Genomic DNA, 24,727 nt, shown 5'->3' with positions numbered 1-24,727 from the left:
TCTGACGCGCATATAAAGAAAACAGCACCCCGGGAGATGGGATGCTGTTTTTTAGTGGAGGGTTATGAAAGACTTTTTGTCTAGATTAGCGAACGCGCTTGCCGTTTACATTCAGGTAGCTCTTCACACCGTTCTTGGTGAATTCAAGCTGAACCTTGTTGCCGCGGACAATCAGGCGCTGGTTGTCGACGGGTGCTGCGCGGAAGGCGCGCTTCTTGGCAATGGGAGTCAGTTCGTAATTAGCCAGAGGCTTCTCGTTAACGTCGTAGGAAGAATTTGTTGCTGCGATTGCCTGGAGGCTGTTGATGGCATAGGCGAAAGGAGCGTTCCAGTTGATGGCAACTTCGTTGGTAGCATAGCTGCAGGAGTTGTCATAGTAGGACTTTGCTACGGCGTTCTTGTCGATGAAGGTCTTTGCGCAGTCGGTTGCGGTAGAGTTTGCTCCACCTGCCACCATGCCGGGAACCGGAGCTTCGATGCTGTCGGACTGGCTAGGACGATGATGGGGGTTCATGGTGGGATTTACACCGTAGCCGGTCAGGTAGGATTTGTCGACCGGGTTGCGGCCCAGGACGTAGTCCACGATGCCGTTTGCTGCGTTCAGGTACTTTTCTTCCTTGGTCAGGATGTAGGCGTGAACCAGGATCATAGCCTTGTTGGATGCGATGCCGTTGGAACCCCAGTTGAAGTCACCCTTGTCCAGGGCGATGCCGTAACCGTTGTTATTCAGGGAGGCAACGAACTTGTCGGCGTTGTTGATGATCAGGGTTCTTGCGGAGTCAACCTGGTTTGCGTCAAAAATGTTGGGGTTGGTAGCGATGGTGAATACTGCCAGCATGTACTGGTCCTGCCAGCTAGGAATTCGGGTATTTGCGGTGCGGATGGTGTTTCTCTTCAGCTTTTCAGCGAAGGTGGAGTCGCCACTGACACGGAAAATTTCTGCCTGGGCCCAGAAACGGGTGGTTGCAGGCTTGGAACCTGTGTAGGAACCGGTGCCTACGTCACTGGGCTGTTCGAAAACTTCACCGGTGTGTTCATCGGCCCACATATAGGCACGCTGAGCGGCGTCAATTGCCTTCTGGGAAAATTCCGGATCGTAGGGCTTGTAGATTTCGGAAGCCAGAGCCATGACTGCGGCGAAGTTCAAGGTTGCTTCTTCTGCCTTGCCGATAACGTAACGCTGAGTGGAGGAGGCCTTCAGCGGGGTAACGGTGCCAACGAACTTCAGGGTGGTGAGCTTGTGGAAGACGCCACCGTCGGTATCCTGCATGGTGAGCATCCAATCCAGGTTCCACTTGATTTCGTCAAGAAGGTCAGGAATGTCATTCTTGCTTTCAGGAATGTTCAGGGAAGTCTTCTTGAAGTATTCCTTGTTGTGCTGGTAAAGCTGGAGGAGGGTATAGGTGGTAATGCCGGAGTTCACAACATACTTGCCGTAGTCACCTGCGTCGTACCAGCCCTTGGGACTTGCAATCTTGGGTTCCACCATTCTGTCGTGACCGGTAGACTTGTGGTAGGCCACTGCGGTATCCGGGTGACCTGCTTCGCGAGCCCACTGACCTGCATATTCTTCGGTCAGTTCCATGGATGCGCGCTGGTAGTAGAAGAACTTCAAGGAAGCCTTTGCTGCGGCTTCAAGAGCGTCATCGGCAACTTTGATGGGGTGGCCAATCTTTTCGTCACCGACGTAAGCCTGGTAAGTACCGGCGGTCTTCAGTTCGGAGAAATCCACCAGGGATGCTGCGGTGTCTCCTGCAGGAACCCATGTTTCTGCCTTGGGGGCGGTAACGGTCAAGGCAACCTTGCCGGTTTCGTCCTTGAACTGGATGTCCTTTCCTTCGGCTCCGATAACAGCCATTTGCTTCTGTCCGTTGGTCAGGAAGCCAACCTGATTTTGATAAGCGGTTGCTGCAAACAGGGAAGTTGCGAAACCGGAGGCGATCATAGCGCCTGTGATGAACTTTTTGATTGTCATAAACCCGTCCTTGTTTTTTTGTTGTCTAAAAATTATCTTGAAAATGCTCTGAAGGGATATGCCCGATGTGCACAAAATGTTTTCCACAGGAACCATTTTGTATACGTCCGTAACCGAAGTTTTTTATTAGATTGTGGACAACAAGACAAAGCCATCTCATCTGTGAGGTTCATCATGTCGCAAAAAACAATGAATAACGTGAGAGCCGTAATGGCACTCAACGATTTGAAGGTGTATGCCAGCTCCAGCTCTCTGGAAGCTTTGGATTATGCCATTGCTGTCCTGGAAAAACTGGAAGAGGAAGGGGTCAAGAATCCTCTGGTAAGTCTGGAAAAGGAGAAATAGCATGGATCAGTGGATTTTCGCAACAGGATCTTTCTGGGCTCTGGTGCCGCCCATTGTGGCAATTGCCCTGGCTCTTATTACCAAGGAAGTTTATTCCTCCCTTTTCGCAGGTGTGGTCATTGGGGCCTTCTTTATTTGCCAAGGAAGTTTTGGCAGTTTCCTGGATGCCATTTTCAAGGACGGGCTGATCGCCAAGGTGTCTGACCCGTGGAATGTGGGTATTCTTGTATTCCTCGTGATTCTTGGAACCATGGTCGCCCTCATGAATCGTGTGGGTGGATCTGCCGCTTTCGGCGAATGGGCCAAAAAGCGTATCAAGTCAAAGACTGGCGCTCAAATTGCAACGATTTGCCTGGGAATCCTGATCTTTATCGATGACTATTTCAACTGCCTTACGGTGGGTAGTGTCATGCGTCCCATTACGGACAAGTATAAGGTCAGTCATGAAAAATTGGCTTATCTGATCGACTCTACTGCAGCACCCATTTGCATTATTGCTCCCATCAGTTCCTGGGCCGCTGCGGTTTCCGGATTCGTAGAAGGGGAGGATGGCCTTGGACTTTTCGTGAAGGCTATTCCCTTCAATTTCTACGCTTTATTTACCCTCCTTGCCATTTTCCTGGTGGTGTTCTGGAAGATTGATTTCGGTCCCATGAAAAATTATGAATCTGCCGAAGAAATGATCCAGTCCAAGATGGACGAAGTCCATATCCCTGAAGGCCGCGGAAAGGTAATCGATCTGGTTCTTCCCATTGTTCTTTTGATTGTGTTCTGCACCATTGGCATGATTTACACCGGTGGTTTCTTTGCAAGTGGCGCAGATGCCAAGGGCTTTGTAGATGCATTTGCCAACAGCAATGCTTCTGTAGGTCTTGTCATTGGATCCTTTGCCGCATTATTGTTGACGCTCGTACTTTATGTGTCCCGCGGGGTCCTTCGTTTTGGCAAGTGCATGGAATGTCTTCCCTCCGGATTCAAGGCCATGGTGCCTGCAATCCTGATTCTTTCCCTTGCCTGGACTCTGAAGGGCGTTACCGATACTCTCGGTGCTAAGGAATTCGTGGCTGGGGTGGTCAGCGGTGGTGCTGCTGGATTCATGAACTTCATGCCGGCCATTATCTTCGTGATTGCCGCCTTCCTGGCTTTTGCAACGGGTACGTCCTGGGGTACTTTCGGTATTCTCATCCCCATCGTGGTGGCCGCTTTCAGTGGTGTGGACTATAACCTCATGATTATCTCCATTTCTGCCTGTATGGCTGGTGCCGTTTGCGGTGACCACTGCTCTCCCATTTCGGATACGACCATCATGGCAAGCGCTGGCGCACAATGCGAACATGTCAATCATGTCAATACCCAGCTGCCCTACGTTCTGTATGTTGCAAGCGTGTCTTTCGTGACTTACATTATCGCAGGCTTTAGCCGTAGCGCAGTTCTCTCCCTGCTGGTGGGTGCCGCTTTCACCGCAGGAGGCCTCTTTCTCATCAAGAGGAAGCTCGCCAAGTAGGCTAGGGATTATTCCTTGCCCAGCTTTACCTGGGCGAGGATGACTGCGATAAACATTAGCAGGCAGCCAATACCTTCCTGGAGGGTAAGCCGTTCGTTCAGAACCGCCCATCCGCCAAGGACCGCAAATACAGATTCAAGGCTCATGAGTAGGGATGCTACCGTGGGTCTTATCTTATTCTGGGCCACAATCTGCAGGGTGAATGCCACCCCGCTGGAAAGAATCGCCGCATAGAGAAGCGGAATCCAGGCGTTCCAGTGAGTGTAAATTTCAATTGCGTTCGTCAAACCCGCAATAGAAACCTTCATATCCACAAAGACCATGGGGATGGAACTCATAGCGCAGGCCACCAGGCACTGGATGGCCGAAAGGCGGATGTTGTCCACTTCCGTTCCGTACTTGTCCACAATCAGGATTTGGATAGCAAAGGAAAGTGCGCAGAGCAACAGCACTCCGTCGGAAGCCTGTACGCTGAAACCTTCCTTAATGCACAATAGGTAAAGTCCCGCTAAAGTCAGTCCCACGCAAAACCAGATTTTCCTGGGAATCTTCTTTCCCATAAAGATGCTGAGGATAGGCACAAGGATAATGTAGCAGGTGGTTAAAAATCCCGACTTTCCTGCGGAACATCCTAAATACAGGCCTAACTGCTGAAAATTCGTTCCAAAAGCTAGGGCGATGCCGCAAAGGATACCTGCCTTCCAGAGCTGTTTACGTTCTATGGCGTTTCGTGGTTTTCGGGGACTTTTCCCTGCGGCGTCAAGGATTTTTGCCAGTCCGAACAGCAGGAAAGCGGCAATAAAATTTCGGGCGAAAGTAAAGACGAAGGGACCTGCGCTATTGCCTTCGGCCTGGGCTACGAAGGTGGTTCCCCAGATAAAAGCTGCTAAAACGAGCAGTAAACTGTATCCGATGTTTGCCATAACGCCCATATATATAGAAAAAACGAAAATGTTATGACCTGTGTCACATTCTCAACAATTCTCAACGGAAAGATTGCGTTTTACTTCTTACAAAGTACCTCGGGACGAATAAGCAAGGTATTTTAAGAACAAATGGTTGAAACCCTCAATGAGGAAGGTAGCTAAAATGAAATCTCACGAAGTATTCATTGTAAAGCAGATCGTAGCATTCTCGGTTATTGCCGTGGTTCTTGGTTTTCTTTACGGCTAAAATTCATCCTTAAACCTTCATTACGAGAGAGAAAAGGTCGTCACAGCTTTATGTTGTGTCGACTTTTTTTATTAAATTTGAACCCATGAAAAAGATTTCTCTTACCGGTATCAAGCCGACGGGCACTCCGCACCTCGGCAACTATGTGGGCGCTATCCGCCCGGCTCTTGAACTCACCAAGACCTACGATGCAGTCTACTTCATTGCAGACTATCACGCTCTGACCACCGTGCAGAACGGTGCCGAAATGCGCGACAACATCTACAAGGTGGCAGCCACTTGGCTGGCTCTGGGCCTGAATCCGGAAGAAACACTGTTCTACAAGCAGAGCGACATTCCTGAAATCTTCGAACTTAGCTGGGCTCTCAGCTGTTTTACCCCCAAGGGCTTCATGAATCGCGCCCACGCCTATAAGGACAAGGTGGCAAAGAACGAAGCCGCCGGCGAAGACGTGGATGCAAATGTGAACATGGGTCTTTACTGCTACCCCTGCCTCATGGATGCCGACATCCTGATGTTCAACGCAGACATCGTTCCCGTCGGTAAGGACCAGAAGCAGCACGTGGAATTTGCCCGTGATATCGCCATCAAGTTCAACAAGCATTTTGGCGAAGACGTTTTCACCGTTCCTGAACCGGTTTTCCAGGAATCCACCGGCGTGATCCCGGGCTTGGATGGCCGCAAGATGAGTAAGTCCTACGACAACTACATCGACATCTTCCTGGATTCCAAGGCTCTCAAGAAGCGCTTGGGTAAGATCGTGACCAACTCCCAGGGCATCGAAGAACCTAAGGATCCGGATACCTGCAACGTGTTCAAGCTGTACAAGCTGTTCGCAACGCCGGAACAGACCGAAGCTCTGGCCGCCCGCTACCGCGCAGGTGGCATGGGCTGGGGACACGCCAAGCAGGAACTGCAGAACGTTCTTGAAGAACACCTGGGCGCCGCCCGCGAAAAGTACTTCGACCTTCTGGCCCACACCGAAGAAATCGACAAGATTCTCGCCTACGGTAAGGAAAAAGCTCGCGTCAAGTCCAAGGCCATGATGGACAAGGTCCGCGAACTCCTGGGTACTTACTAGTTGTCCCCTGACGTAGGTCAGGGTCGGCTGTACTCTTTATTTTACAATCACCCTCGGGTTACTCCCGAGGGCTTTTGTGTATATTGAGGATGATTAGAGGTTAAGTATGTATAATTTTTTCTGGAGTTTCTTTTCCTTATTTAGCAATCTCAGCGACGGGATTTTTGTCCTGCTGCTTAGTTTGGTTGTTTCGATTCCTTGTCTGCTAGGTTTCTTGTTTTCAGCCTTGCATTCAAAGGCACGGTTTAAGCTTTTGTGGCTTACCCTTTGGATTGCAACTACGATGGTTGTTTTAATGGGTGTAAACATTATGCTGACCAGAGCCTGTGAATTTGATTTGGATCATTGGGGCTCCTTTTGGGGGATGATCGTTTCTCTCTTTTTTGCTGTGGTTTTGTATCTCTTTTGTTCTTTGTTGGGACGAAAATATAACCCGCGAAAAAAGTGGCAATGGCTGCTTATTCCTGTGATGGTTGTTGCGTCCGTGATTAACGTCTGGTCCGTTATGTATTTGGGCGTGATGTGGCCCTTTGCGTCTATTGAAGACGAAGAGTTGGATCAAACGGCCTTGACGAAATCGGAAGGTTTTGATTTTGAGATTTACCTTGCGGATGTAGGTGCTTTTATGGATGAAGAAGGTATGCCCATTCAACCTGGTCCCTTTAAGATTCGTGGGAAGGGCGACTCCGTCTATTGCCATTTTGTCACTGAAAAATCTACGGATTGGACGCTATTGGATGAATCAAAAACATCGGTGGCAATCAAGTTGAAAAAGGCCATTGCTTCTTATAGACAAGAATTTTCCGCAGATGAAATCTTGGATGGCTATTGCACGAATATCATTCTGGACGATTTTCAGAAGGCGATTCGTCGTCGGCTGGTTTTCTGCAACGCCGATGGCTCCCATGTGCATGATGCCCTCGCCATCGAAAGAATGTTCAACCAATTGAAAAAATGCGCTAGGGAATGAAAACGGGGTGGGGAATGCTTATTTATTTCCGTTTTGATATAGAAACTATCCTTATAATACTATTGACGTTGGCGTTCCCTTGCTTGCTGGGAATGCTCTTTGCTGCGCTGTATCAAAAGTCGGTCCGTTACAAGCCCTTGTGGCTAACTCTTTGGTCTCTGCCTTTAGTTGCAGCCGCTGTGCAGTGTATTGTAAATGCTCCCGTTGTAATTATCTTGAACGATGTTCCTTTATTTGTTCCTCTGTACTTGTCCTTTGGAATGGCGGGACGAACCTTCAAGATGAAAAGTGCAAATCACTGGCTTGCCATTGTTGGACTCGTTCTGGGAACGATTCTGTTTTCTGTTCTGGACTATGACCTAATACTGTTCTTTTTGCCTGTGATGAACGGCGTTGTTCTTGCTTATTATTTTAGGATTGCCAAAAATAAACCGCTGAAAATTTTGTGGTTCGTTTTGTGGGGTATGCTCCTTTCGTCCATTCTTTTTCGACATGTTTTATTTGACTTCTTCAATTTCTCTTACGAATATTTGCTGGAAGTGGGCGGTCCCTTTTTGCTGTTTAGCCTGCTGGTCTATTTCCTTAAGTTGGGTAAAAAATTCTGTCTAATCTTTTGCCCCGTATTTATGGTTGTTTCTTCTGTCGCTTATATGGTGGAGGATGGCTGGCTAGGTTCCTATGCAACTCCCTTTGGCAGCATTGTCGATAGCAAACTGCCTTCGGAAATGCTGGAGAAAAATCGTGGGCTTGATTATGAGCTTGTCATTGAAAGTTCAGATGCGTGGCGTCGAGACGCAAGCAAAACGGTTGTACAAAAAAGAGATGATTCCACTTTTGTTTGCCGTATGACGGCTCCCTGCGGTTTTGATGAAAACTCCAAGGGCTCCTGCCACTGGGAATTGATGGACTCTGCTTCCGTCAAGCAGTTGCCTTCGCTGATTCAATCCGTCAATGATTACCAGCAAGAAGAAATAGACTATGTCATTTTGGATGGTGGCATTTTCGAAGTGACTTATTATGATTTTCAGAAAGGCACCAAGCGTTATCTTGAAATAGGAAATGCCGGGCCGGCTGTCCCTCGGGCTTTAGCCATCGTGGGACGTGCCATGAAATACCTGCCTCCTTCCGACACTTCCGAAGCTTACAGAAAAAAAGTAAGCGAATGCTTTGCTCGGGATAATGAAGGCGAGGCTGATTAAGGTATCGTTCTGTTTTTATTATAATTAGGGTGTGCCTGTACTGCTGTTTATTTTGTTTTCTGCAATTTTCTCCTTCGCTTCCGATGTAGCGACGGATTCCTTGTTGCAGGGAACGGACGGTAATAAGAACATCCCCCTCCCGCGACAAACAGCCTACACGGGCAAAGGGTTATCCATCGGGATTGGTGCCGGTATTTATAATCCCACGGATGACTGCGATTGTATGGGACACTGGCAGGGTCAGCTGGAATATTTTTATACGCCTACCATAAGTGCGGGGGTGGATGTCCGATTCCTGGGGGGCGATCTAGATTCCGATGTAATGATCATGTACCAGCGTTATCGTCTGAATTTGAGGCTTCACAAAGTCCTTGAATCGCTGGATATGTACGTGGAACCGATTTTTGGTCTTGAGAATACCAGCATTGAAGAATTTAGAGACCAGGTGCGGACTCACAAGAATTCCCTTCGGGAAGGAGGATGGGCTGTATCCTGGGCCCCTGCGGATACCATGGATGAAAACACTTCCCGTGGAGCCTGCGAGAAAATGTTTTCCCTGGATGGATTCTCCCTAGGTGTCGGTACTGGTCTTGGCTATCGTCTAAATGAATTGTGGGGATTTACGGGAAGTGTTCTTCTGGAGTACAATTTTGCCCGCGCGGTCCAGTTGACCTTGACCCCCGGTGCGGCCCTCAATTTGCAGGAAGTTTGGCCCTGGGCTAGGAAAAATCTCCGTTCTACCTGGATTTCCGTGGAAATTGGTACCCAGAGGTTCTTCAATCGAGGGGTCAGTGAATGGGCCACTTTTGGATTTTTGGGCTTCCAGCTGGGAATTTAAGGGGCGACTGCCCTCCCTAGTTTGACATTTTATCCCTTTTTTCTATATTTGGTGCACCGATTTTATCGGAACCCTCCCGGGGCCAATGTTGGTATCCTGGGCGAAAGACCAAAGGGATCTCACTATGAGACAGTATGAAACTATGGTGATCATCGACGCTATGATCTCTGACGACGCCATCAAGGCTGAAATCGAGACCATCGCCGCTGCAATCACTAAGGGCGGCGAAATTGTTCGTCGTGACGATTGGGGCAAGCGCAAGCTCGCTTATTCTATCAACAAGCGCCAGCACGGCTTCTATGTGATCTTCTACTACAAGGCAGAAGTTGCAACTGTTGCCGCTATGGAAGCAGCTCTCAAGCTCAATGAAAACGTTCTCCGTTGGATGACCCTCGCTGATTATCCGATGACCGAAATCGTTTACAATGCAGACATGGCTCAGTCTACCGAAGAAATCGTTCCGGTTGACGCAGAAGAAGGGGAGGCTGAATAATGGCTTTTGAAGATAAGAAGCAGGCAACCCGTATTCGTCGCAAGAAGACTTGCTGGTTCACCGAAAACAATGTTCAGTTCATTGACTACAAGGACGAAAAGACTCTTCGTCGCTTCATCTCTGAACGTGGCAAGATCATTCCTCGCCGTATTTCTGGCACCTCCGCTAAGTATCAGCGTATGCTGAACGAAGCTATCAAGCGTGCTCGTCAGATGGCTATCCTTCCGTTTGTCTCTGACAGCATGCGCTAATAAGGAGGAACTAGACTATGGAAATTATTCTTAAGGCTAACGTACCTCACCTCGGTAAGATGCTCGACGTTGTGAAGGTTAAGAATGGTTATGCAAATAACTACCTCTTCCCTCGCAAGCTCGCTGTCCGCGCTACCAAGGAAGCTATCGCTGAAATCGAAAACAACCGCGCTGCTGTTGAGGCTGCTTTCCAGAAGGAACTGGCAGCTGCTGGCGACGTAGCTGCTAAGCTTTCTCAGATTTCTGTGAACATGGAACGCCGCGTTGTTGAAGGCGAACGTCTGTACGGTTCTGTATCCGCATCCGACATCGCTGAAGCAATCACCAAGCAGGGTGTCAAGATCACTCGCGCTCAGGTTGAACTGGCTGAACCCATCAAGCAGGTTGGCGTCTACACCGTTACCATCAAGGTCTTCGGCGACGTTGAAGCTCAGGTCAAGGTTTGGGTGACTAAGGAACAGGCTTAATTGTCCGTCCTTTAGCTAACTAACCTTTCAGCTAAAAGCTTATGAACCGCTCCCTAACGGGGGCGGTTCTTTTTATAGATGCAAAGGGCGGGGCTGTTCCCCGCCCTCTGGACTCCCACCCCTGCAAATATCGCGCTTCGCTTATATTTGCAATGCGTCGTCACATCAAATTTTCTATTTTTATGGTATGCGCAAGTTTACATTCGTTAGTGTAATGGCCCTGGTGGCCGGAATGTTTGTTTCTACGTCCTTTGCTCAGCCGAGAGACCTTTTTGCTGAATTTGAAGCGGAGGAAACTGCTGCTGAACAGGCCAAAGCCGATTCTGTGAAGGCTGCCGAAGAAATGGCCGCCGCCGAGAAGAAAGCTGCCGAAGAAAAGGCTGAAGCAGATCGAATGGCTGCCGAGAAAGCAGCCGCTGAAAAGGCTGCTGCAGAACAGGCCGCCGCCGATGCCGAAGCGGAACGCCTAGCCAGGGAAGCTGCCGAAGAAAAGCGCAGGAACATGGAAATGGCAACCCAGGCCGCCATGAACTCCGATAGTGCTAAGGCTGCCGATGACGCTGCCGCCGCTGCTGCAGAAAACAAGAACATTGATGCAAATGAAGCCTATGCTCGTGCCATTCAGGCATACGCAGATTCCGCCCGTATTCGTGATGATCTGGAAGCGATTGCTCGCGACTCCGCCGCAGTTGCCCAGATGATTGCCGATTCCGTTGCCGCTGCCGAAAAGGCTAAGGCAGATTCTATCGCCGCAGCAATGTCCAGTAGTTCTGTGTCTGATGCGCCTTCCAGCAGTTCCATGAGCCGTCGTGACCTTCTTGGTCCGGTGAAGGTTTCCAAGGTGAACGGCATTGATGAGATGAGGGGTAAGTACAGAAGCCCCCGTAAGGCCATGTTCATGTCCCTCATCATTCCTGGTTCCGGTCAGATGTATGTGGGCGGTTCCAGCTTCAATTATGTTCGTGGTGGTGTCTACCTGGCTTTGGAAGCTGCCCTTTGGAGTGGCTGGTACTATTACTCCGTATACAAGTATAATGACCAGGTTCGGGACTATAAAAAGTTTGCCAAGAAGCATTATTCTATCGGTCGCTATGAACGTAAGATGCGAGACCTCTACGACCAGGATGCCGTAAACTACGAAACTGAATTCCGTAGACGTTACCTTGGTACACGAGAATCCTTCTGCGACGGTATCTATAACAATGCCTCCGATCGCGGTTGCTATAACAGGGATAAGCTTTACACCAATGACGGTCAGTTCAAGAGTGATTTCGTAACCACTCCGGTAAGCCTTGGTGAAGAAATTGAACAAGTGGATGGATTTGATGATGCATCCGCTGTTTATCAGCAGATTGCCGACAAGGCCTATGTGCTGGGTTGGGACGATGTGACTGACGAAGCTGTGGCAACGAATCTCGGTCTGGAAAATCCTGAATCCGCAACGGAAGTGCTGGGTGCATCTGACAACATGAAAAAGTACCGTTCTATCCGTAGCAAGGCAAATGATTATGCCGACATGCAGGCTTGGTTCTTTGGCGGTTTGATCCTGAACCATATTGTTTCCGCTGTAGACGCTGCTCTTTCTGCAAGTTCTTTCAATAAGACCTTGTATCAGGAAGATTTGTCCTGGTATGACCGTCTGCACTTCGATAGTGGCCTCCAGTTGTTCGGCGGCTTTGGCGTGAACGTTCAGGCTAGCTGGGGATTCTAATGAAGCTTCTTTGCGTCCTATTACTTGCTGCAGTCTCCGCCTTTTCCCAGGTGGTGATTTCCGTTGATGAAACGGTAAGCAAGAACCGTGACAAGAGCTTGGCTCTTGCGGTAGGCGCATCTGCATTGCTTCCTGGTATGGGTGAACTGTACTTGGAGGAAAAGGGCCTGGTCCGTCCTTTTGTGTGGGCTGATGTGGCTCTTTGGGTTTCCACCATCGGTTCCTATTTTATTGGTGAACGCTATATTACTTCTGCTCACGACTACGCTGTTCGACATGCAGGACTTACGACTAGCAGTAAGAAAACATCCATGCTGAATAAGGTGGGCGACTATCGTAGCCGTAGTGGTGTTGCTGGTCAGAATTCCTCTCCGGATATGGATGAAGATTATAACCAGGCCATGATCCGCGCTGGCAAGAAGGTTGACGAAGAATTGGATGCCAGCATTCAATGGGATTGGGGTAGCTCCGATAATCCCGAGACCACTGAACATATGGAAGAATACAAGAGCCGTTTGCGTCACTACCGAGTGAGTCGCATTGTATTTCAGGCTAGTGCTGGAGCTCTTGTCTTGAATCGAGTGATTTCCATGCTGGATGCTGTTCGAATTTACCGTAAGACGTCGTCGAAGGCTTTTTCGGAAAGAATGCAGTTTGTTCCGGAATTCAGCGAAGATGGAAGCGGCTTGATTTTAAATGTGAAGTTCTAAGGGAGTGTTTGGGCACATGACCTTGTAACCCTTATCTTGTTTGAGGCATCTAAATGTCGAAAAACTGGATGAGGATTGTTTCACGCTTTTATCCTTGGATGGATATGAAAAGATTTTTTGAATTGATTGTTGTCGCTCTGGTGCTGGCGCTGTCCGCATGTGGCGGCGATGATGCTAAGGGGGCGCCTACAGGAAAGGGACCTGGAGGTCCTGGTGCTGGCAAGGGCGGACCTGGTGGCCGTGGTGCCAAGACTTTTGCTGTCGAAGGTTATATTGCCCAATCTCATGAAGCCAATAAGAACTTCCAGACCATGGCAACCTTGGAAGCCATGAACAGTGTGGAATTGACCTCTGCCGCGAACGGACGCTTGGTGAACTTATACGCTAAGGATGGGGCCAATGTGCAGAAGGGCGCTCTCCTGGCAAAGATCGATGATTCGGAATTGAGAGCTCAGCTGAAACAGGCTGAATCCAACCAGCAGCTGGCTAGGCAGAAAATGGAACGTACCCAGGGCCTGGTCGAAAAGAATGCCGCAACCCAGATTGACCTTGAAGCGGCTGAAGCTTCCCTGAAATCTGCTGATGCAAGTGTGGAGCTGATTAAGGCTCAAATTGCAAAGACTGAAGTTCGTGCGCCGTTTAGCGGTAAGCTTGGATTTGTGAATGTGTCTGCAGGCGCCTGGATGACCACCGGCACCTCTATTGCGACACTTAGCGAAGTCAAGCAGTTAAAGGCCAAGTTTGCCTTGCCGCAGCGTTATGCATCCAATTTGAAAGTGGGCGACATGATCAATCTTCGTGATGAGGAACGTGGTATTGATAAGGCCGGAAAGGTGAAGGCTCTGGATGCCACTATTTCTGAAAGCAGCCGTACCCGCCAGATTATGGTTGTGGTGGATAATGCGAATGGTGATTTGATCGCTGGTAGCTACGCCAAGGTGAGTGTGGAACTTTCTACGGGCCATGCGAAGTCTATTCCCGTTCCTGCAGAAGCTTTGACTTTGGATAAGGATGGCGCCTATGTGTTTGTTGCCAAGGAAGGCAAGGCCCAGATGACCCGTGTGGTAACGGGACTCCGCACTCCGATTTCTGTGGATGTGGTTTCCGGCTTGAATGAAGGTGATACGGTGATTACCTCAGGCTTGATCAGCATCCGTCAGGGCAGTTCTATCCGCATTCGTGAAATCCGCAACAATACCGATTACGAAGTAGACTAAACAAAAGTAGACCGCTTCCTACTAATAACTTCCTACTTCCTACTAATTAAGATGAGTGTAGCTAACCTTTCAGTTCGTCGCCCGGTCCTCATGACTGTGATGGCTTTGGTCATCCTGTTGCTGGGCGCCTTCGGCATGAGCAACCTGGGTATCCGCGAATTTCCCAATGTTGACTATCCCTTGATTCAGGTACGAACTTCTTATCCCGGCGCAAACGCTGCGGTGGTGGAAGCGGAAGTTACCGAAGTTCTTGAATCTTCCATCAATAGTGCTCCGGGCATCAAGGCCTTGACTTCTACCAGTTCCGATGGCTTCTCCTACATCAGTGCGGAATTCGAAACGGGCATGGACCTGGAAGCGGCCGCCAACGATATCCGAGACCGCGTAAGCCGCGTGCGCCGCCGCTTGCCCGACGATGTGGACGAACCTACCGTCAACAAGAGCGACTCCGACTCCGACCCCATTTTGATGATCAGCCTGGTCAGCGATAAGCTGGACCCCATGGAAGTTTCTGAACTTGCCCGCAACCATGTGAAGGAACGCTTGCAGACCATCAACGGTGTTTCCGAAGTGATGATCTGGGGCGAAAAGCAGCCGGTGGTCCGCTTGTGGATCGATCCCATCCGAATGCAGGCCATGGGCGTTACCGGAAGCGAAATGAGCGCCGCCCTGAAGCGTGGCAACCTGGAACTTCCTTCCGGTTCCATCGAAGGTTCTGAAACAACTCTTTCTATCCGTACCTTGGGCCGAATTCCGGACCCTGAAGCCTTCGGCAGAATCGCTGTGAAGACTGCGGCTGACGGCACCGTGATTCATGTGGCCGATGTGGCTACCATCCATTACGAACCCATGGATACTCGTAAGGGTTTCCGTCGTAACGGTAAGAACACTATTACTTGCGCCTTGGTGGCTCAGCCCGGCAGTAACCATGTGAATATTGCCGACGAATTCTACAAGCGTGTGGAAGACATCCGTCGCGAACTTCCCGAAGGCGTGGATATGCTCTACGGCCGCGACACTTCCATCAACATTCGCGCATCCATCAAGGAAGTGGTGGAGACCATCTTTGTTGCATTCCTCCTGGTGACTGCCATTATCTTCGCCTTCCTCCGTCAGGGCCGTACAACCATTATCCCCATGGTGGTGGTGCCGGTGGCTGTGATCGGTAGCTTCTTTGTCCTGTACCTTTGCGGATTCAGTATTAACGTTTTGACTTTGCTTGCAATGGTGCTTGCCATCGGCCTTGTGGTGGATGATGCCATTGTGATTGTGGAAAACATTTACGACAAGATTGAAAAGGGCATGACCCCGAAGCAGGCTGCTGTGGCGGGTACCAACGAAATCTTCTTTGCCGTGATTGCCACCTCTGTGGTATTGATGTCCGTGTTTGTGCCGGTGCTTGCCTTGGGCGGTACCACGGGCCTCTTGTTCCGTGAGTTCGTGGCGGTGATGATTGGAACGGTGTTCCTTTCCACTTTGTGCGCTTTGACTCTTTCTCCCATGCTTTGCTCCAAGTTCCTGCGCAGGCAGAAGAAAGGGCGCTTCTATAACTTTACGGAACCTTTCTTTAATGGCTTGAACCGCATTTATTCTGTGCTTCTGGGTGGCTTCCTGAAGTTACGCTGGCTATTGTTCCCGGTGGTGGCAGGGCTTCTGGTGGCTGCTTATTTCTGCTTCAACAATATGAGTAGCGAAATGGCTCCTACGGAAGATTCCGGCTCCGTGATGGTGAACGTGAACATGCCTGAAGGCGTGACCCTTACCCGCACCAAGCGTATGGCCGATGCTTTTGTGGACGAGGTCATGAACATTTTGGATAGTGGTGAATACAAGGAAATGCAGGCTGGCGCCTGGAATGCGGGTAACTCCAGAATTCGTCTGTCCTTGAATGACGACAAGACGGCTCGTCGGCCCCAGAGTGAAATTGCTCACGCCATCCAGATTCTGGGTAACGAATATCCTGACCTTCGCGTGATGGTGTTTGAACCTCAGAGCATCAGTACTCAGCGTGGTGGTTTGCCGGTACAGTTTGTGCTGCAGGCTGGTTCTATTGAAGTGCTGCGAACCTTGGTGCCCAAGTTCATGGAAGAGGCTAGCAAGAGTCCGGTGTTTAGCGTGGTGAATACCAATCTGAAGTTTACCAAGCCGGAACTTCATATCGAGATCTTGCGCGACAAGGCTAATGAAGAAGGGGTGTCTGTAAATGATATTGCTCAGGCTGTGCAGTTAAGTATTAGTGACATGAGTTATGGTGAATACTACAAGGACGGCCGCCAATATGATGTGGTGGGGGCCGTAGGTTATCAGTACCGTGCCACGCCGCAAAACTTGTCCTTGCTGACGGTGAAGAATAACAAGGGTGAAGCAGTGAGTGTTGACAACTTTATCACTTATACGGAACGTTCTGCGTCGCCGTCGCTCCCGCGCTATAACCGCTTTAGCGCTGCGACAATTCAGGCGGGTCTTGTCCCGGGAAAGACCATCGGCGACGGCGTGGAAGAAATGCGTCGAATTGCCAAAGGCCTCCTGAAGGAATATCCCAACGTGAGCACTACTTTGAGTGGTGCGTCCAAGGAATTCGAGGAAAGTTCTTCCGGCTTGTACATTGTGTTCCTGCTGGCGCTGGCTTTGATCTTCCTGGTTCTTGCGGGACAGTTTGAAAGCTTCCGCGCTCCTCTGGTGATTTTCTTTACGGTGCCGCTGGCTTTGGCTGGTGCGCTGGCTTGCCTGTTCCTGACGGGACAGACCTTGAATATCTTCAGTGAAATCGCCTTGATTCTTTTGATTGCCTTGGTGACGAAAAACGGCATTTTGATTGTGGAATTTGCAAACCAGATTGCGGCTGCTACCGGATGTTCTAAGCTGGAAGCGGCTAGGCAGGCGGCGGAACGCCGCTTCCGCCCAATCCTCATGACTAGCCTTTCTACGGTATTGGGCGCAGTGCCCTTGATCCTCACGGGCACGCCTAGCCGTATGGCTATGGGCATCGCCATCGCCGGTGGCCTCACGTTCGCTACCTTCATGACGCTCTTCATTGTGCCGGCGGCTTATAGCTATTTCGCAGGGAAGGTGGAGAAGACCGGACATACGGACGCCAGCAAGATGGCTTAGTGTGGGTGCCTGCTATCGCTACGGCCTGGGTCATTAGCCGTTGTGAGGCTCCGCTTCGCTACACCCGCCTTCGGCGGACTCACTCCTTGCTAATACCCAGTTCCTCCGCTATCGCAGGCGCTTGTTTTGTTCCCGAAAGAACGTGTGGTGGTTGCTAGCCTGCTGTCGCTACGGCCTGGGTCATTAGCCGTTGTGAGGCTCCGCTTCGCTACACCCGCCTTCGGCGGACTCACTCCTTGCTAATACCCAGTTCCTCCGCTATCGCAGGCGCTTGTTTTGTTCCCGAAAGAACGTGTGGTGGTTGCTAGCCTGCTATCGCTACGGCCTGGGTCATTAGCCGTCGTGAGGCTCCGCTTCGCTACACCCGCCTTCGGCGGACTCACTCCTTGCTAATACCCAGTTCCTCCGCTACCGCAGCCCTTTTTGTGTTTCCCGAAAGAACGTCAAGATATTTCAAGATACGTCCCGACGTTCTTTGGAAACGGCATCGACGTGCCCCTGATTTTTCCTGACATGTGGGAAAAAAGGGGAGCAGCGGGAGTGGAGCGAGCGTTTTTTAGGGCTGACCGACTCCGCGAAGCGGGTGAGGCCAAAGGCCGAGCGGAGGGAGGAACTAAAGAAATGCCGCGCAACGGACGCTGCGGTGGTGGGCAGTGGGGATTACTTGATGAATTGAAAGACTCGTTCGCCCTGGCGGCTCATTCCGTACTTGACTCGCAATTGTTCCTCGATATACAGGGAATCGCTTCTAAGTCTTTGGATAGTAACGTTCCTTTCGTCGATGATCTTTTGGAGCGAGTCGATGGTGGTCTGGTAGCTTGTGATTTCGCGGGTGAGCCTGCGCTGCTGTCTAATGCTATTCTTTCCGAATACCAGAGAGAAAACTACCACAATGGTAGCCAACGTCAGTACCAGAAGAGAAATGAAGAGACGCTTGCTCAATCTAGTTGCTCCCGCTAAAATAAAACTGGAAGTTGTCCCGAGTTTCTACCAGACCGGCAATCTCGAGTTCCGTTAATATAGCTAAAATGTTGCCAGTCTTAAAGTTACATTCGTCTTGAATTTCTGAAAAAGTCTTTCTAAAACCTTTGAACCGTTTGAAAAGTTCGGTGGCGTCCTGGGAGAGCTGGCACCCGACCTGTGTAAGGCCAGAAAGGCTTATTGTAGCCCCTGCAGGACTTTTGCCGTCCAAGGACAGGTCTTTGGAAATTCCTGCCACCAGAGGCAGGCTTTCGGGCCTAAAAACGGACCTTGCCTTCCCCTGGTCCAGGTAAAGGTTCGGACCGCTGGAAACTTCACTGTCGAAGTCCCCGGGAACTGCCAGCAGCAACTTTCCCTCCTGGAGGCAATAGTCTGCGGTAATCAGGGCGCCGCCCTTGGTCTTGCTCTGGACGAGAACTATGGCCCGACTCATACCGCTGATGATGCGGTTCCTGGCGGGGAATGTCCCACGATAGCTGGGGGCGTCTCCTGGATACTCCGTGACAATGGTACCGCCTGCGTCAATGATCCGCTGGGCCAGTACCTTCCGGTCTCCACTTAGGGGTGCCTCCAGACCTTGGGCGATGACTGCTACCGTAGGGATTCCTGCATCCAGGGCTGCCTCGTGACAGTAGCTGTCGATGCCCTGGGCGAGCCCCGAGACTACAACCGCTTTCGTGCCCTGCAGGGAACGGACTAGCCTGCGGCATAGTTCCCGTGCGGAACTGCTGGGGCGTCTTGTCCCTACCATGCCGACCCCGATGTAGCCTGCTGGAGGAAGCGTTCCCCTGTAGTACAGCTGCTTTGGCCTGAGCCTGGATTCACGAAGCATCAAGGGAAACTTGTCTTCCCGGATTTCAAGAATGTCCTTGCCTTCATTTCTTTTTATTTCGTGCGTTGTGATTTTTGCGTCATCAAAGTCAAAAAAATTATCTTTGTGCATATGAAGTATTCCTTTCAAGATCTTGTGAATATTATGGCCACTCTCCGCTCGGAAAATGGCTGCCCCTGGGACCGCAAGCAAACTCATCAATCCCTGCTCCCGTATCTGGTCGAAGAATCCCACGAATACATCGATGCTGCTCAGGCCAACGACAAGGTCCACATGGCGGAAGAACTGGGAGACGTTCTCTTCCAGGTGGTATTTCACTCACAGGTCGCAAAGGAATCTGGCGATTTCAGTATTGACGATGTGGTGCAGGGAATCTGCGAAAAGATGATCCGTCGTCACCCTCATGTTTTTGGCGATGCAAAGGTGGACGACGCAAGCGAGGTCACCCGACGCTGGGAACGCATCAAGGCTGCGGAAAAGAATAATCAGGATATGGCGGGGAAGTCCGCTATGGATAAAGTAAGCCGGAGCATGCCCACGCTGGCCCGTGCCCAGGAAATACAACGCCGTGCAGCAAAGGTGGGCTTTGACTGGATCGAGGCGGAACCTGTGTTCAATAAGGCCGTAGAAGAATTTAGCGAATTCCGTTCCGAAATGCAAGCGGCCTCTGCGGAAAATCCCAATGTGGACCGCATGGAAGATGAGTTCGGCGATATTTTGTTCAGCCTGGTGAACGTGGCCCGTCATTGCGGGTTCAATGCCGCACTTGCGCTGGAACGGGCCAATTCCAAGTTCGAGAAACGCTTCCGCATCGTGGAGGAACTTGCCCGCGCCGAGGGCAAGGAGATGAAGGAGGAAACTCCGGAACGCCTCCAGGAACTGTGGCGGGAAGCGAAAGTTAAAACGGCTAGGTCTTGACAGAAATTACCTATAAATCAGTTGTAAAAGGGAGGCTTATAGGTAAATTTTCTCCAAAAAAGAATTGCAGTTAAAAAGAAACTTCGTATGCTACCCATAAAAATCGTGTAGTGCCGAACTTATGGGTAAAAAAGTTAAGGATTTACAAGTTATTGTGTTAATTTGTATGTGAATTTACCTATAAGATCCTTATATTATCTTTATTTATGGGTAAAAGGCTCGGAAAAAACATATACTCTATATTGGAATGTTTTTTCTGGGAACAGCCTGTTTGTGAAAAAATCTCCTTGCGGGGTGATTGGTAGGTATATTAAGAACGTGCTTCCAACCTATTCTGGTTTTCGAGACGGGATGCCGGCCTCTAACCGCGGAGTAGATTAGGTAGGAAGCACACTTGTTCTCTTCTAATTCCACTGAACCCTGCGGGCTAGACTCGCAGGGTTCTTTTCCTTATTATGGAGACCCTTGGTAAAAAGGATGTCTCCTTGTGTTGTGTACGACGTGAAAAACAAAAAAAAGTCCCGCGAGTGATCGCGGGACTTCTTCTATATGCCGCCGAGTTTGCGGTCATATCGTGAGCAAAAAGACCCCGGTTTTCACCGAGGTCTTTTTTTGCTTACGAGAGCATGGGCCTACGAGAGTTTTTATCCTGCCTTAGCCCATGCGGTCTCCCCGTGAGCAAAACAAAACGACCGGTATGACCCGGTCGTTTTGTTTTTGCGAGAGCATGGGCTTACGAGAGGTTCTATCCAGCCTTAGCCCATGCGGTCAGGTTAAGCGCGTGCGCCAGCCTTGTCGCCGTACTTCTTGATGAGTTCTTCCTGAATGTTGCGCGGAACCGGAGAGTACTTGCAGAATTCCATGGTGAATTCTGCCTTACCCTGGGTCATAGAACGCAGGTCAGTTGCATAACCGAACATTTCGGAAAGCGGAACTTCAGCGGTGATGGTGGTCATGCCCAGTTCTTCGTTAGTACCAGCGATGGTACCACGACGCTGAGAAACGTTACCAACAACGGAACCCTGGAATTCGGTCGGGGTCTGGATTTCAACCTTCATGATCGGTTCGAGGATCTGAGCGCCAGCCTTAGCGAAAGCTTCGCGGAAAGCCATACGAGCAGCAACCTGGAAGGCCATATCAGAAGAGTCAACCGGGTGGAATGCACCATCCTGGACGTCCATTTCGATACCAACGACCGGGAAGCCGATCAAGGAACCTGCAGCCATGCAGCTCTGGAAGCCCTTATCGCAGGACGGGATGTATTCCTTAGGAATACGGCCGCCAACGACGGAGTTGATGAAGTTGTAAACCTTTTCGGAGTCGCCTTCCACAGCCATCGGACGCATTTCACCGACGACCTTAGCGTACTGACCGCTACCACCGGTCTGCTTCTTGTGGGTGTAGTCGAACTTGGAAGCGCGAGTGATGGTTTCGCGGTATGCAACCTGCGGAGCACCAGTCTGAACGTCAACCTTGTATTCACGACGCATACGTTCGATGTAAACGTCGAGGTGAAGTTCGCCCATACCCTTGATGATGGTTTCGCCAGATTCCTTGTTCACTTCGACCTGGAATGTGGGGTCTTCCTTAGTGAAGCGGTTCAGAGCCTTGGACATGTTGTCCAGGTCGTCACGGTTCTTAGCTTCGATCACCAATTCGATAACCGGGTTAGGAACGTGCATGGAGGTCATGTTGTAATTGTTCTTGCCATCGGTAAAGGTAGTACCGGATGCGCAGTCAATACCGAACAGAGCAACGATGTCGCCTGCACCAGCTTCGGTGATATCCACCATTTCGTCAGCGTGCATACGAACGAGACGGCCAACGGAAACCTTCTTGCCAGTGGAGATGTTGGTGATCATGTCACCCTTCTTGATCACACCCTGGTAGACGCGGATGTAGGTCAACTGACCGTAGCGGTCGTTCACCAGCTTAAATGCGTAGGAAACCATGGGTTCGTTGTCTTCGGACTTGAGGATAACTTCAGCTTCGTTGTTGTTCAGGTCGAGAGCCTTGTTTTCGACTTCCTGCGGGTTCGGGAGGTAGTCCACGACACCGTCCAGGAGCTTCTGGATACCAATGTTCTTGTGAGCGGAACCCATGAACACCGGAGTGACTTCGAGAGAAATGGTAGCTTCGCGGATGGTCTTCTTGATGAGGGCCTTGTCGATTTCGTCGACACCGTACTTGCCTTCCATAGCCATTTCCATGATTTCGTCGTTGTAGTCTGCGCAGCAGTCAACGAGCTTTTCACGGTATTCCTGAGCCTGGTCAGCCAGTTCAGCCGGAATTTCCTTTTCGATCATGTCGTCGCCGTTGGCGCCTTCGAAGTAGTAGGCCTTCATTTCGACGAGGTCGACCACACCCTTCAGCTGGTCTTCCAGACCGATAGGAATCTGCATGACGCAGGGCTTGTGGTTCAGCTTTTCCTTGAGCATCACAGCAACGCGGAGCGGATTTGCACCGGAACGGTCGCACTTGTTGACGAACACGACGCGCGGTACGTGGTAACGCTTCATCTGACGGTCAACGGTAATAGACTGAGACTGAACGCCTTCCACGCCGGTAAGAACGAGGATAGCACCGTCAAGCACACGGAGAGAACGTTCAACTTCGATAGTGAAGTCCACGTGCCCCGGGGTATCGATAATGTTGATGGTGTCAGCTTCACCAGACTTGGTGTGGGTCCAGCTTGCGAAGGTAGCAGCAGACTGAATGGTGATGCCGCGTTCGCGTTCGAGTTCCATGGAGTCCATCGTGGCACCGACGCCGTCCTTACCACGAACTTCGTGGATAGCGTGAATACGCTTGGTGTAGTAGAGGATACGTTCGGTAAGAGTGGTCTTACCGGAGTCGATGTGTGCAGAAATACCAATATTTCTGTGGGTAGTAATGTTTTTCATAGTTATTCCACAAATGGAGTTGATGTTTATTTGAGTTGCGCCCAAAGATAGAAAAAAATAGGGGAGGGGTCAAGGGCGGGGGCTTTGGGGATGTACTGAAACGGGAAAAACCAGGGCGTAATGCCCTGGTTTTCTTAAAAATGCTTGTTTTTTATAAAAATGAGGGGATTTTTCGTCTACTTTTCCTGGACGACTTCAGCTTCTTCCACAGCAGGTGGTTGGTCTGCAAGAGCCTTGAAGTAGGAATCTGCAGTCTTGCCGACTTCGGTAGTATCATAATAGGTATAGGCTCCGTTACCCAGGGCTCCGATGGCGGGGATGGCGCGGAGGGCTGCACGCCCGATGAACTTGGTGGAAACCTTGAGGCCGATCTTCTGTACAATTTTCTGGAGGGCGGTCAGGGACAGCTTCTGCACCACCAGGCGGCTGCCGGTACGGACAACCACGTCGCGCATGAGGGAGGCGGCACTATGGCGGAACAGACACCAGATCATAGCTTCGCGACTGAGAAGACCGATCTTTCCGTAGGTAGCCGCAATATCTGCCACCAGCTGGGCCTGGATGCGCCAGACGGCAACGATGTCCGGGATGGATGTCAGCACGCCGGTGAGACCTGCGGGAACAGAAAGAGTGGCACTGACGGCGGAAGCCTTCAGGGATGCCTGGGTTATCAGTTTCCTTACCTTTACGGCTTGTTCGTCGGATTTTTCGTACAGCGATTCCGGAATGTCCGTAATGACGTCCAGGAGGAGATTGGTGATCTTTTCCTTCAGCTTGTCTGCTGTTTCTTTCTTGTTTTCCATAATGGCCTCAAAAAAAGCATGCTCTTGTGAACATGCTCTATAATATATTAAAACAGGATCTTTGCAATGCCGCCGGCAAGTCCAGGCACGTTATATCTTAAGGTTCTGTCGCCGAGCCAGTAATCCAGGGCTTCGTTAATCCAGATCCTTTCGCAGGTAATTTTTCGGACTACAAGGTCTGCGCCGGATTGGGCGTCATCCAGGTAGTAGAACCCGCGGAAAGAAATGGGGGCGATTTCCCCGTGGAGAAGAACGGTGACATCGATGATGCCCTGCTCGGAGTCGATAGAAACAGTCTGGATTTCACCGAACCTCTTGACCAGTTCGTGATTCCGTACAAACTTCTCGACGGCCTTATCCCTGATGTTTGACAGTAAGGACATTAGCGGGGCAGCGTCAGAATTTCAATGCCATCCTTGGTGCGTACCACGGTGTGTTCCCACTGGGCGCTCAAGGATCCGTCGCGGGTCACTGCGGTCCAGCCATCGGACAGAGTCTTGGTGCCTGGACGGCCGGAATTCAGCATGGGTTCAACGGTGAATACATTCCCCACTTCAATGAACTGGGGGTATTCGTTGTTACGGAAATGGAAAACCAGCGGGTCTTCGTGGAATCCGCGACCGATACCGTGACCGCAGTAGTCCTGGACCACGCTAAAGCCGTGCTCGTCGGCAATGTCCTGGATGGCGTTACCAATGTCGTACCAGCGTGCACCCTGTTCGCCTGCGGCGCGGATACCTTCTTCCATGGCGAACTTGGCGGTGTCCACCAGTTCCTGTGCCAACTTGCTTACCTTGCCTACGCAGAACATGGCGGAAGTGTCGCCGTGATAACCTTGGAGGATGGTGGTGATGTCGATATTTACGATGTCTCCATCCTTCAGGATGGTGTTTGCGTTGGGGATGCCGTGGCAGACCACTTCGTTGATGCTAATGCATGCGTAACGAGGATAACCGTGATAGCCTTTGCATGCGGAGATGCCCTTGTGCTGGCGGGTGTAGTCACCGATGAACTCGTCGATTTCCAGGGTGCTTACACCGGGCTTGCACATTTCACCTGCGCGAATCAATGTTTCTGCAGCAAGTGCGCCTGCGTCACGAATCAGTTCGATTTCCTTAGCGTTCTTTACTTTAATCTTAGCCATATTTAGTAGACAGTTGTTAGTAGACGGTAGTCAGTTGAGTTTTCTTATGATGAGTGGGTCAGCTCTTTTTAGGATTAAGGACTTAGGTTATAGATTTCTGT

22 protein-coding genes are annotated in these 24,727 nt (G+C 50.5%); 14 read left to right on the top strand and 8 right to left on the bottom strand.

Annotation, left to right across the window (positions count from 1 at the left end):
• Nucleotides 1-85 precede the first annotated feature (85 nt).
• Nucleotides 86-1,975: a glycoside hydrolase family 9 protein gene (locus BGX12_RS07030; protein ID WP_158278189.1), complete on the bottom strand. Its 1,890-nt coding sequence runs from the start codon at nucleotides 1,973-1,975 to the stop codon at nucleotides 86-88.
• 210 nt (nucleotides 1,976-2,185) lie between these two features.
• Here BGX12_RS07030 and BGX12_RS15930 point away from each other — a divergent pair, with 210 nt between their 5' ends.
• Both BGX12_RS15930 and BGX12_RS07025 read left to right on the top strand, forming a co-directional pair.
• Nucleotides 2,186-2,320 (top strand): hypothetical protein, encoded by a 135-nt coding sequence (locus BGX12_RS15930; protein WP_255416866.1) that lies wholly within the window; start codon nucleotides 2,186-2,188, stop codon nucleotides 2,318-2,320.
• A 1-nt stretch (nucleotide 2,321) separates the two neighbouring features.
• Complete coding sequence (locus BGX12_RS07025; protein ID WP_109735377.1) at nucleotides 2,322-3,824, top strand: Na+/H+ antiporter NhaC family protein; 1,503 nt, start codon at nucleotides 2,322-2,324, stop codon at nucleotides 3,822-3,824.
• An 8-nt stretch (nucleotides 3,825-3,832) separates the two neighbouring features.
• Here the strand turns inward: BGX12_RS07025 and BGX12_RS07020 are convergent, their stop codons facing one another.
• A complete protein-coding gene (locus BGX12_RS07020; RefSeq protein WP_109735404.1) occupies nucleotides 3,833-4,747 on the bottom strand; it encodes a DMT family transporter in 915 nt (304 codons plus the stop codon).
• A 335-nt stretch (nucleotides 4,748-5,082) separates the two neighbouring features.
• Here BGX12_RS07020 and trpS point away from each other — a divergent pair, with 335 nt between their 5' ends.
• The 11 genes from trpS (at nucleotide 5,083) to BGX12_RS06965 (ending at nucleotide 17,045) form a co-directional block, all read left to right on the top strand.
• Nucleotides 5,083-6,078 carry a tryptophan--tRNA ligase gene (gene trpS, locus BGX12_RS07015; protein WP_109735376.1) on the top strand — a complete coding sequence of 332 codons (996 nt, stop codon included), beginning with the start codon at nucleotides 5,083-5,085 and terminating at the stop codon, nucleotides 6,076-6,078.
• 106 nt (nucleotides 6,079-6,184) lie between these two features.
• Nucleotides 6,185-7,048, top strand: a complete 864-nt coding sequence (locus BGX12_RS07010; protein WP_109735375.1) for a hypothetical protein — start codon at nucleotides 6,185-6,187, stop codon at nucleotides 7,046-7,048.
• A 14-nt stretch (nucleotides 7,049-7,062) separates the two neighbouring features.
• A complete protein-coding gene (locus tag BGX12_RS07005) occupies nucleotides 7,063-8,247 on the top strand; it encodes a hypothetical protein (RefSeq protein WP_146196277.1) in 1,185 nt (394 codons plus the stop codon).
• Nucleotides 8,248-8,278: 31 nt separating this feature from the next.
• Nucleotides 8,279-9,085, top strand: coding sequence for a hypothetical protein (locus BGX12_RS07000; RefSeq protein ID WP_109735373.1), 807 nt, complete (start codon nucleotides 8,279-8,281; stop codon nucleotides 9,083-9,085).
• 124 nt (nucleotides 9,086-9,209) lie between these two features.
• Nucleotides 9,210-9,578, top strand: a complete 369-nt coding sequence (rpsF, locus tag BGX12_RS06995) for a 30S ribosomal protein S6 (RefSeq protein WP_109735372.1) — start codon at nucleotides 9,210-9,212, stop codon at nucleotides 9,576-9,578.
• The gene (gene rpsR / locus BGX12_RS06990; protein ID WP_073155632.1) at nucleotides 9,578-9,829 is read left to right on the top strand and encodes a 30S ribosomal protein S18; all 252 of its coding nucleotides are present in this window, start codon (nucleotides 9,578-9,580) and stop codon (nucleotides 9,827-9,829) included. The genes rpsF and rpsR overlap by 1 nt, the downstream gene beginning before the upstream one ends.
• Nucleotides 9,830-9,846: 17 nt before the next feature.
• The gene (gene rplI, locus BGX12_RS06985) at nucleotides 9,847-10,296 is read left to right on the top strand and encodes a 50S ribosomal protein L9 (protein ID WP_073225763.1); all 450 of its coding nucleotides are present in this window, start codon (nucleotides 9,847-9,849) and stop codon (nucleotides 10,294-10,296) included.
• 187 nt (nucleotides 10,297-10,483) lie between these two features.
• Complete coding sequence (locus tag BGX12_RS06980) at nucleotides 10,484-12,007, top strand: DUF5683 domain-containing protein (RefSeq protein ID WP_109735371.1); 1,524 nt, start codon at nucleotides 10,484-10,486, stop codon at nucleotides 12,005-12,007.
• Nucleotides 12,007-12,717: a hypothetical protein gene (locus BGX12_RS06975; protein ID WP_109735370.1), complete on the top strand. Its 711-nt coding sequence runs from the start codon at nucleotides 12,007-12,009 to the stop codon at nucleotides 12,715-12,717. Before BGX12_RS06980 ends, BGX12_RS06975 begins: the two co-directional genes overlap by 1 nt.
• Before the next feature lie 104 nt (nucleotides 12,718-12,821).
• Entirely contained in the window at nucleotides 12,822-13,934 is a 1,113-nt protein-coding gene (locus tag BGX12_RS06970; protein WP_109735403.1) for an efflux RND transporter periplasmic adaptor subunit, read from the top strand.
• A gap of 51 nt (nucleotides 13,935-13,985) precedes the next feature.
• On the top strand, nucleotides 13,986-17,045 hold the full coding sequence (locus tag BGX12_RS06965) for an efflux RND transporter permease subunit (protein WP_109735369.1): 3,060 nt from the start codon (nucleotides 13,986-13,988) through the stop codon (nucleotides 17,043-17,045).
• A 660-nt stretch (nucleotides 17,046-17,705) separates the two neighbouring features.
• Here the strand turns inward: BGX12_RS06965 and BGX12_RS06960 are convergent.
• Together BGX12_RS06960 and BGX12_RS06955 are read right to left on the bottom strand one after the other, a co-directional pair.
• Nucleotides 17,706-17,987, bottom strand: a complete 282-nt coding sequence (locus tag BGX12_RS06960) for a septum formation initiator family protein (RefSeq protein ID WP_109735368.1) — start codon at nucleotides 17,985-17,987, stop codon at nucleotides 17,706-17,708.
• Nucleotide 17,988: 1 nt separating this feature from the next.
• Nucleotides 17,989-18,969: a DNA-processing protein DprA gene (locus BGX12_RS06955; RefSeq protein WP_109735367.1), complete on the bottom strand. Its 981-nt coding sequence runs from the start codon at nucleotides 18,967-18,969 to the stop codon at nucleotides 17,989-17,991.
• Between BGX12_RS06955 and mazG the strand changes: the two genes are divergently transcribed.
• Nucleotides 18,970-19,776, top strand: coding sequence for a nucleoside triphosphate pyrophosphohydrolase (gene mazG / locus BGX12_RS06950; protein WP_109735366.1), 807 nt, complete (start codon nucleotides 18,970-18,972; stop codon nucleotides 19,774-19,776).
• 773 nt (nucleotides 19,777-20,549) lie between these two features.
• Here mazG and fusA read toward each other — a convergent pair.
• From fusA to map, 4 genes are all read right to left on the bottom strand, one after another.
• The gene (gene fusA, locus BGX12_RS06945; RefSeq protein WP_109735365.1) at nucleotides 20,550-22,679 is read right to left on the bottom strand and encodes an elongation factor G; all 2,130 of its coding nucleotides are present in this window, start codon (nucleotides 22,677-22,679) and stop codon (nucleotides 20,550-20,552) included.
• Nucleotides 22,680-22,855: 176 nt separating this feature from the next.
• Entirely contained in the window at nucleotides 22,856-23,482 is a 627-nt protein-coding gene (locus BGX12_RS06940; RefSeq protein ID WP_109735364.1) for an EcsC family protein, read from the bottom strand.
• Nucleotides 23,483-23,529: 47 nt separating this feature from the next.
• Nucleotides 23,530-23,865, bottom strand: a complete 336-nt coding sequence (locus BGX12_RS06935) for a hypothetical protein (protein WP_109735363.1) — start codon at nucleotides 23,863-23,865, stop codon at nucleotides 23,530-23,532.
• The gene (map, locus tag BGX12_RS06930; RefSeq protein WP_109735362.1) at nucleotides 23,865-24,626 is read right to left on the bottom strand and encodes a type I methionyl aminopeptidase; all 762 of its coding nucleotides are present in this window, start codon (nucleotides 24,624-24,626) and stop codon (nucleotides 23,865-23,867) included. Before map ends, BGX12_RS06935 begins: the two co-directional genes overlap by 1 nt.
• Between the last annotated feature and the right edge of the window lie 101 nt (nucleotides 24,627-24,727).

It is taken from the genome of Fibrobacter sp. UWR4 (assembly GCF_003149045.1).
Lineage (GTDB): Bacteria > Fibrobacterota > Fibrobacteria > Fibrobacterales > Fibrobacteraceae > Fibrobacter.
This window is presented reverse-complemented; position numbering and strand designations above follow the sequence as displayed.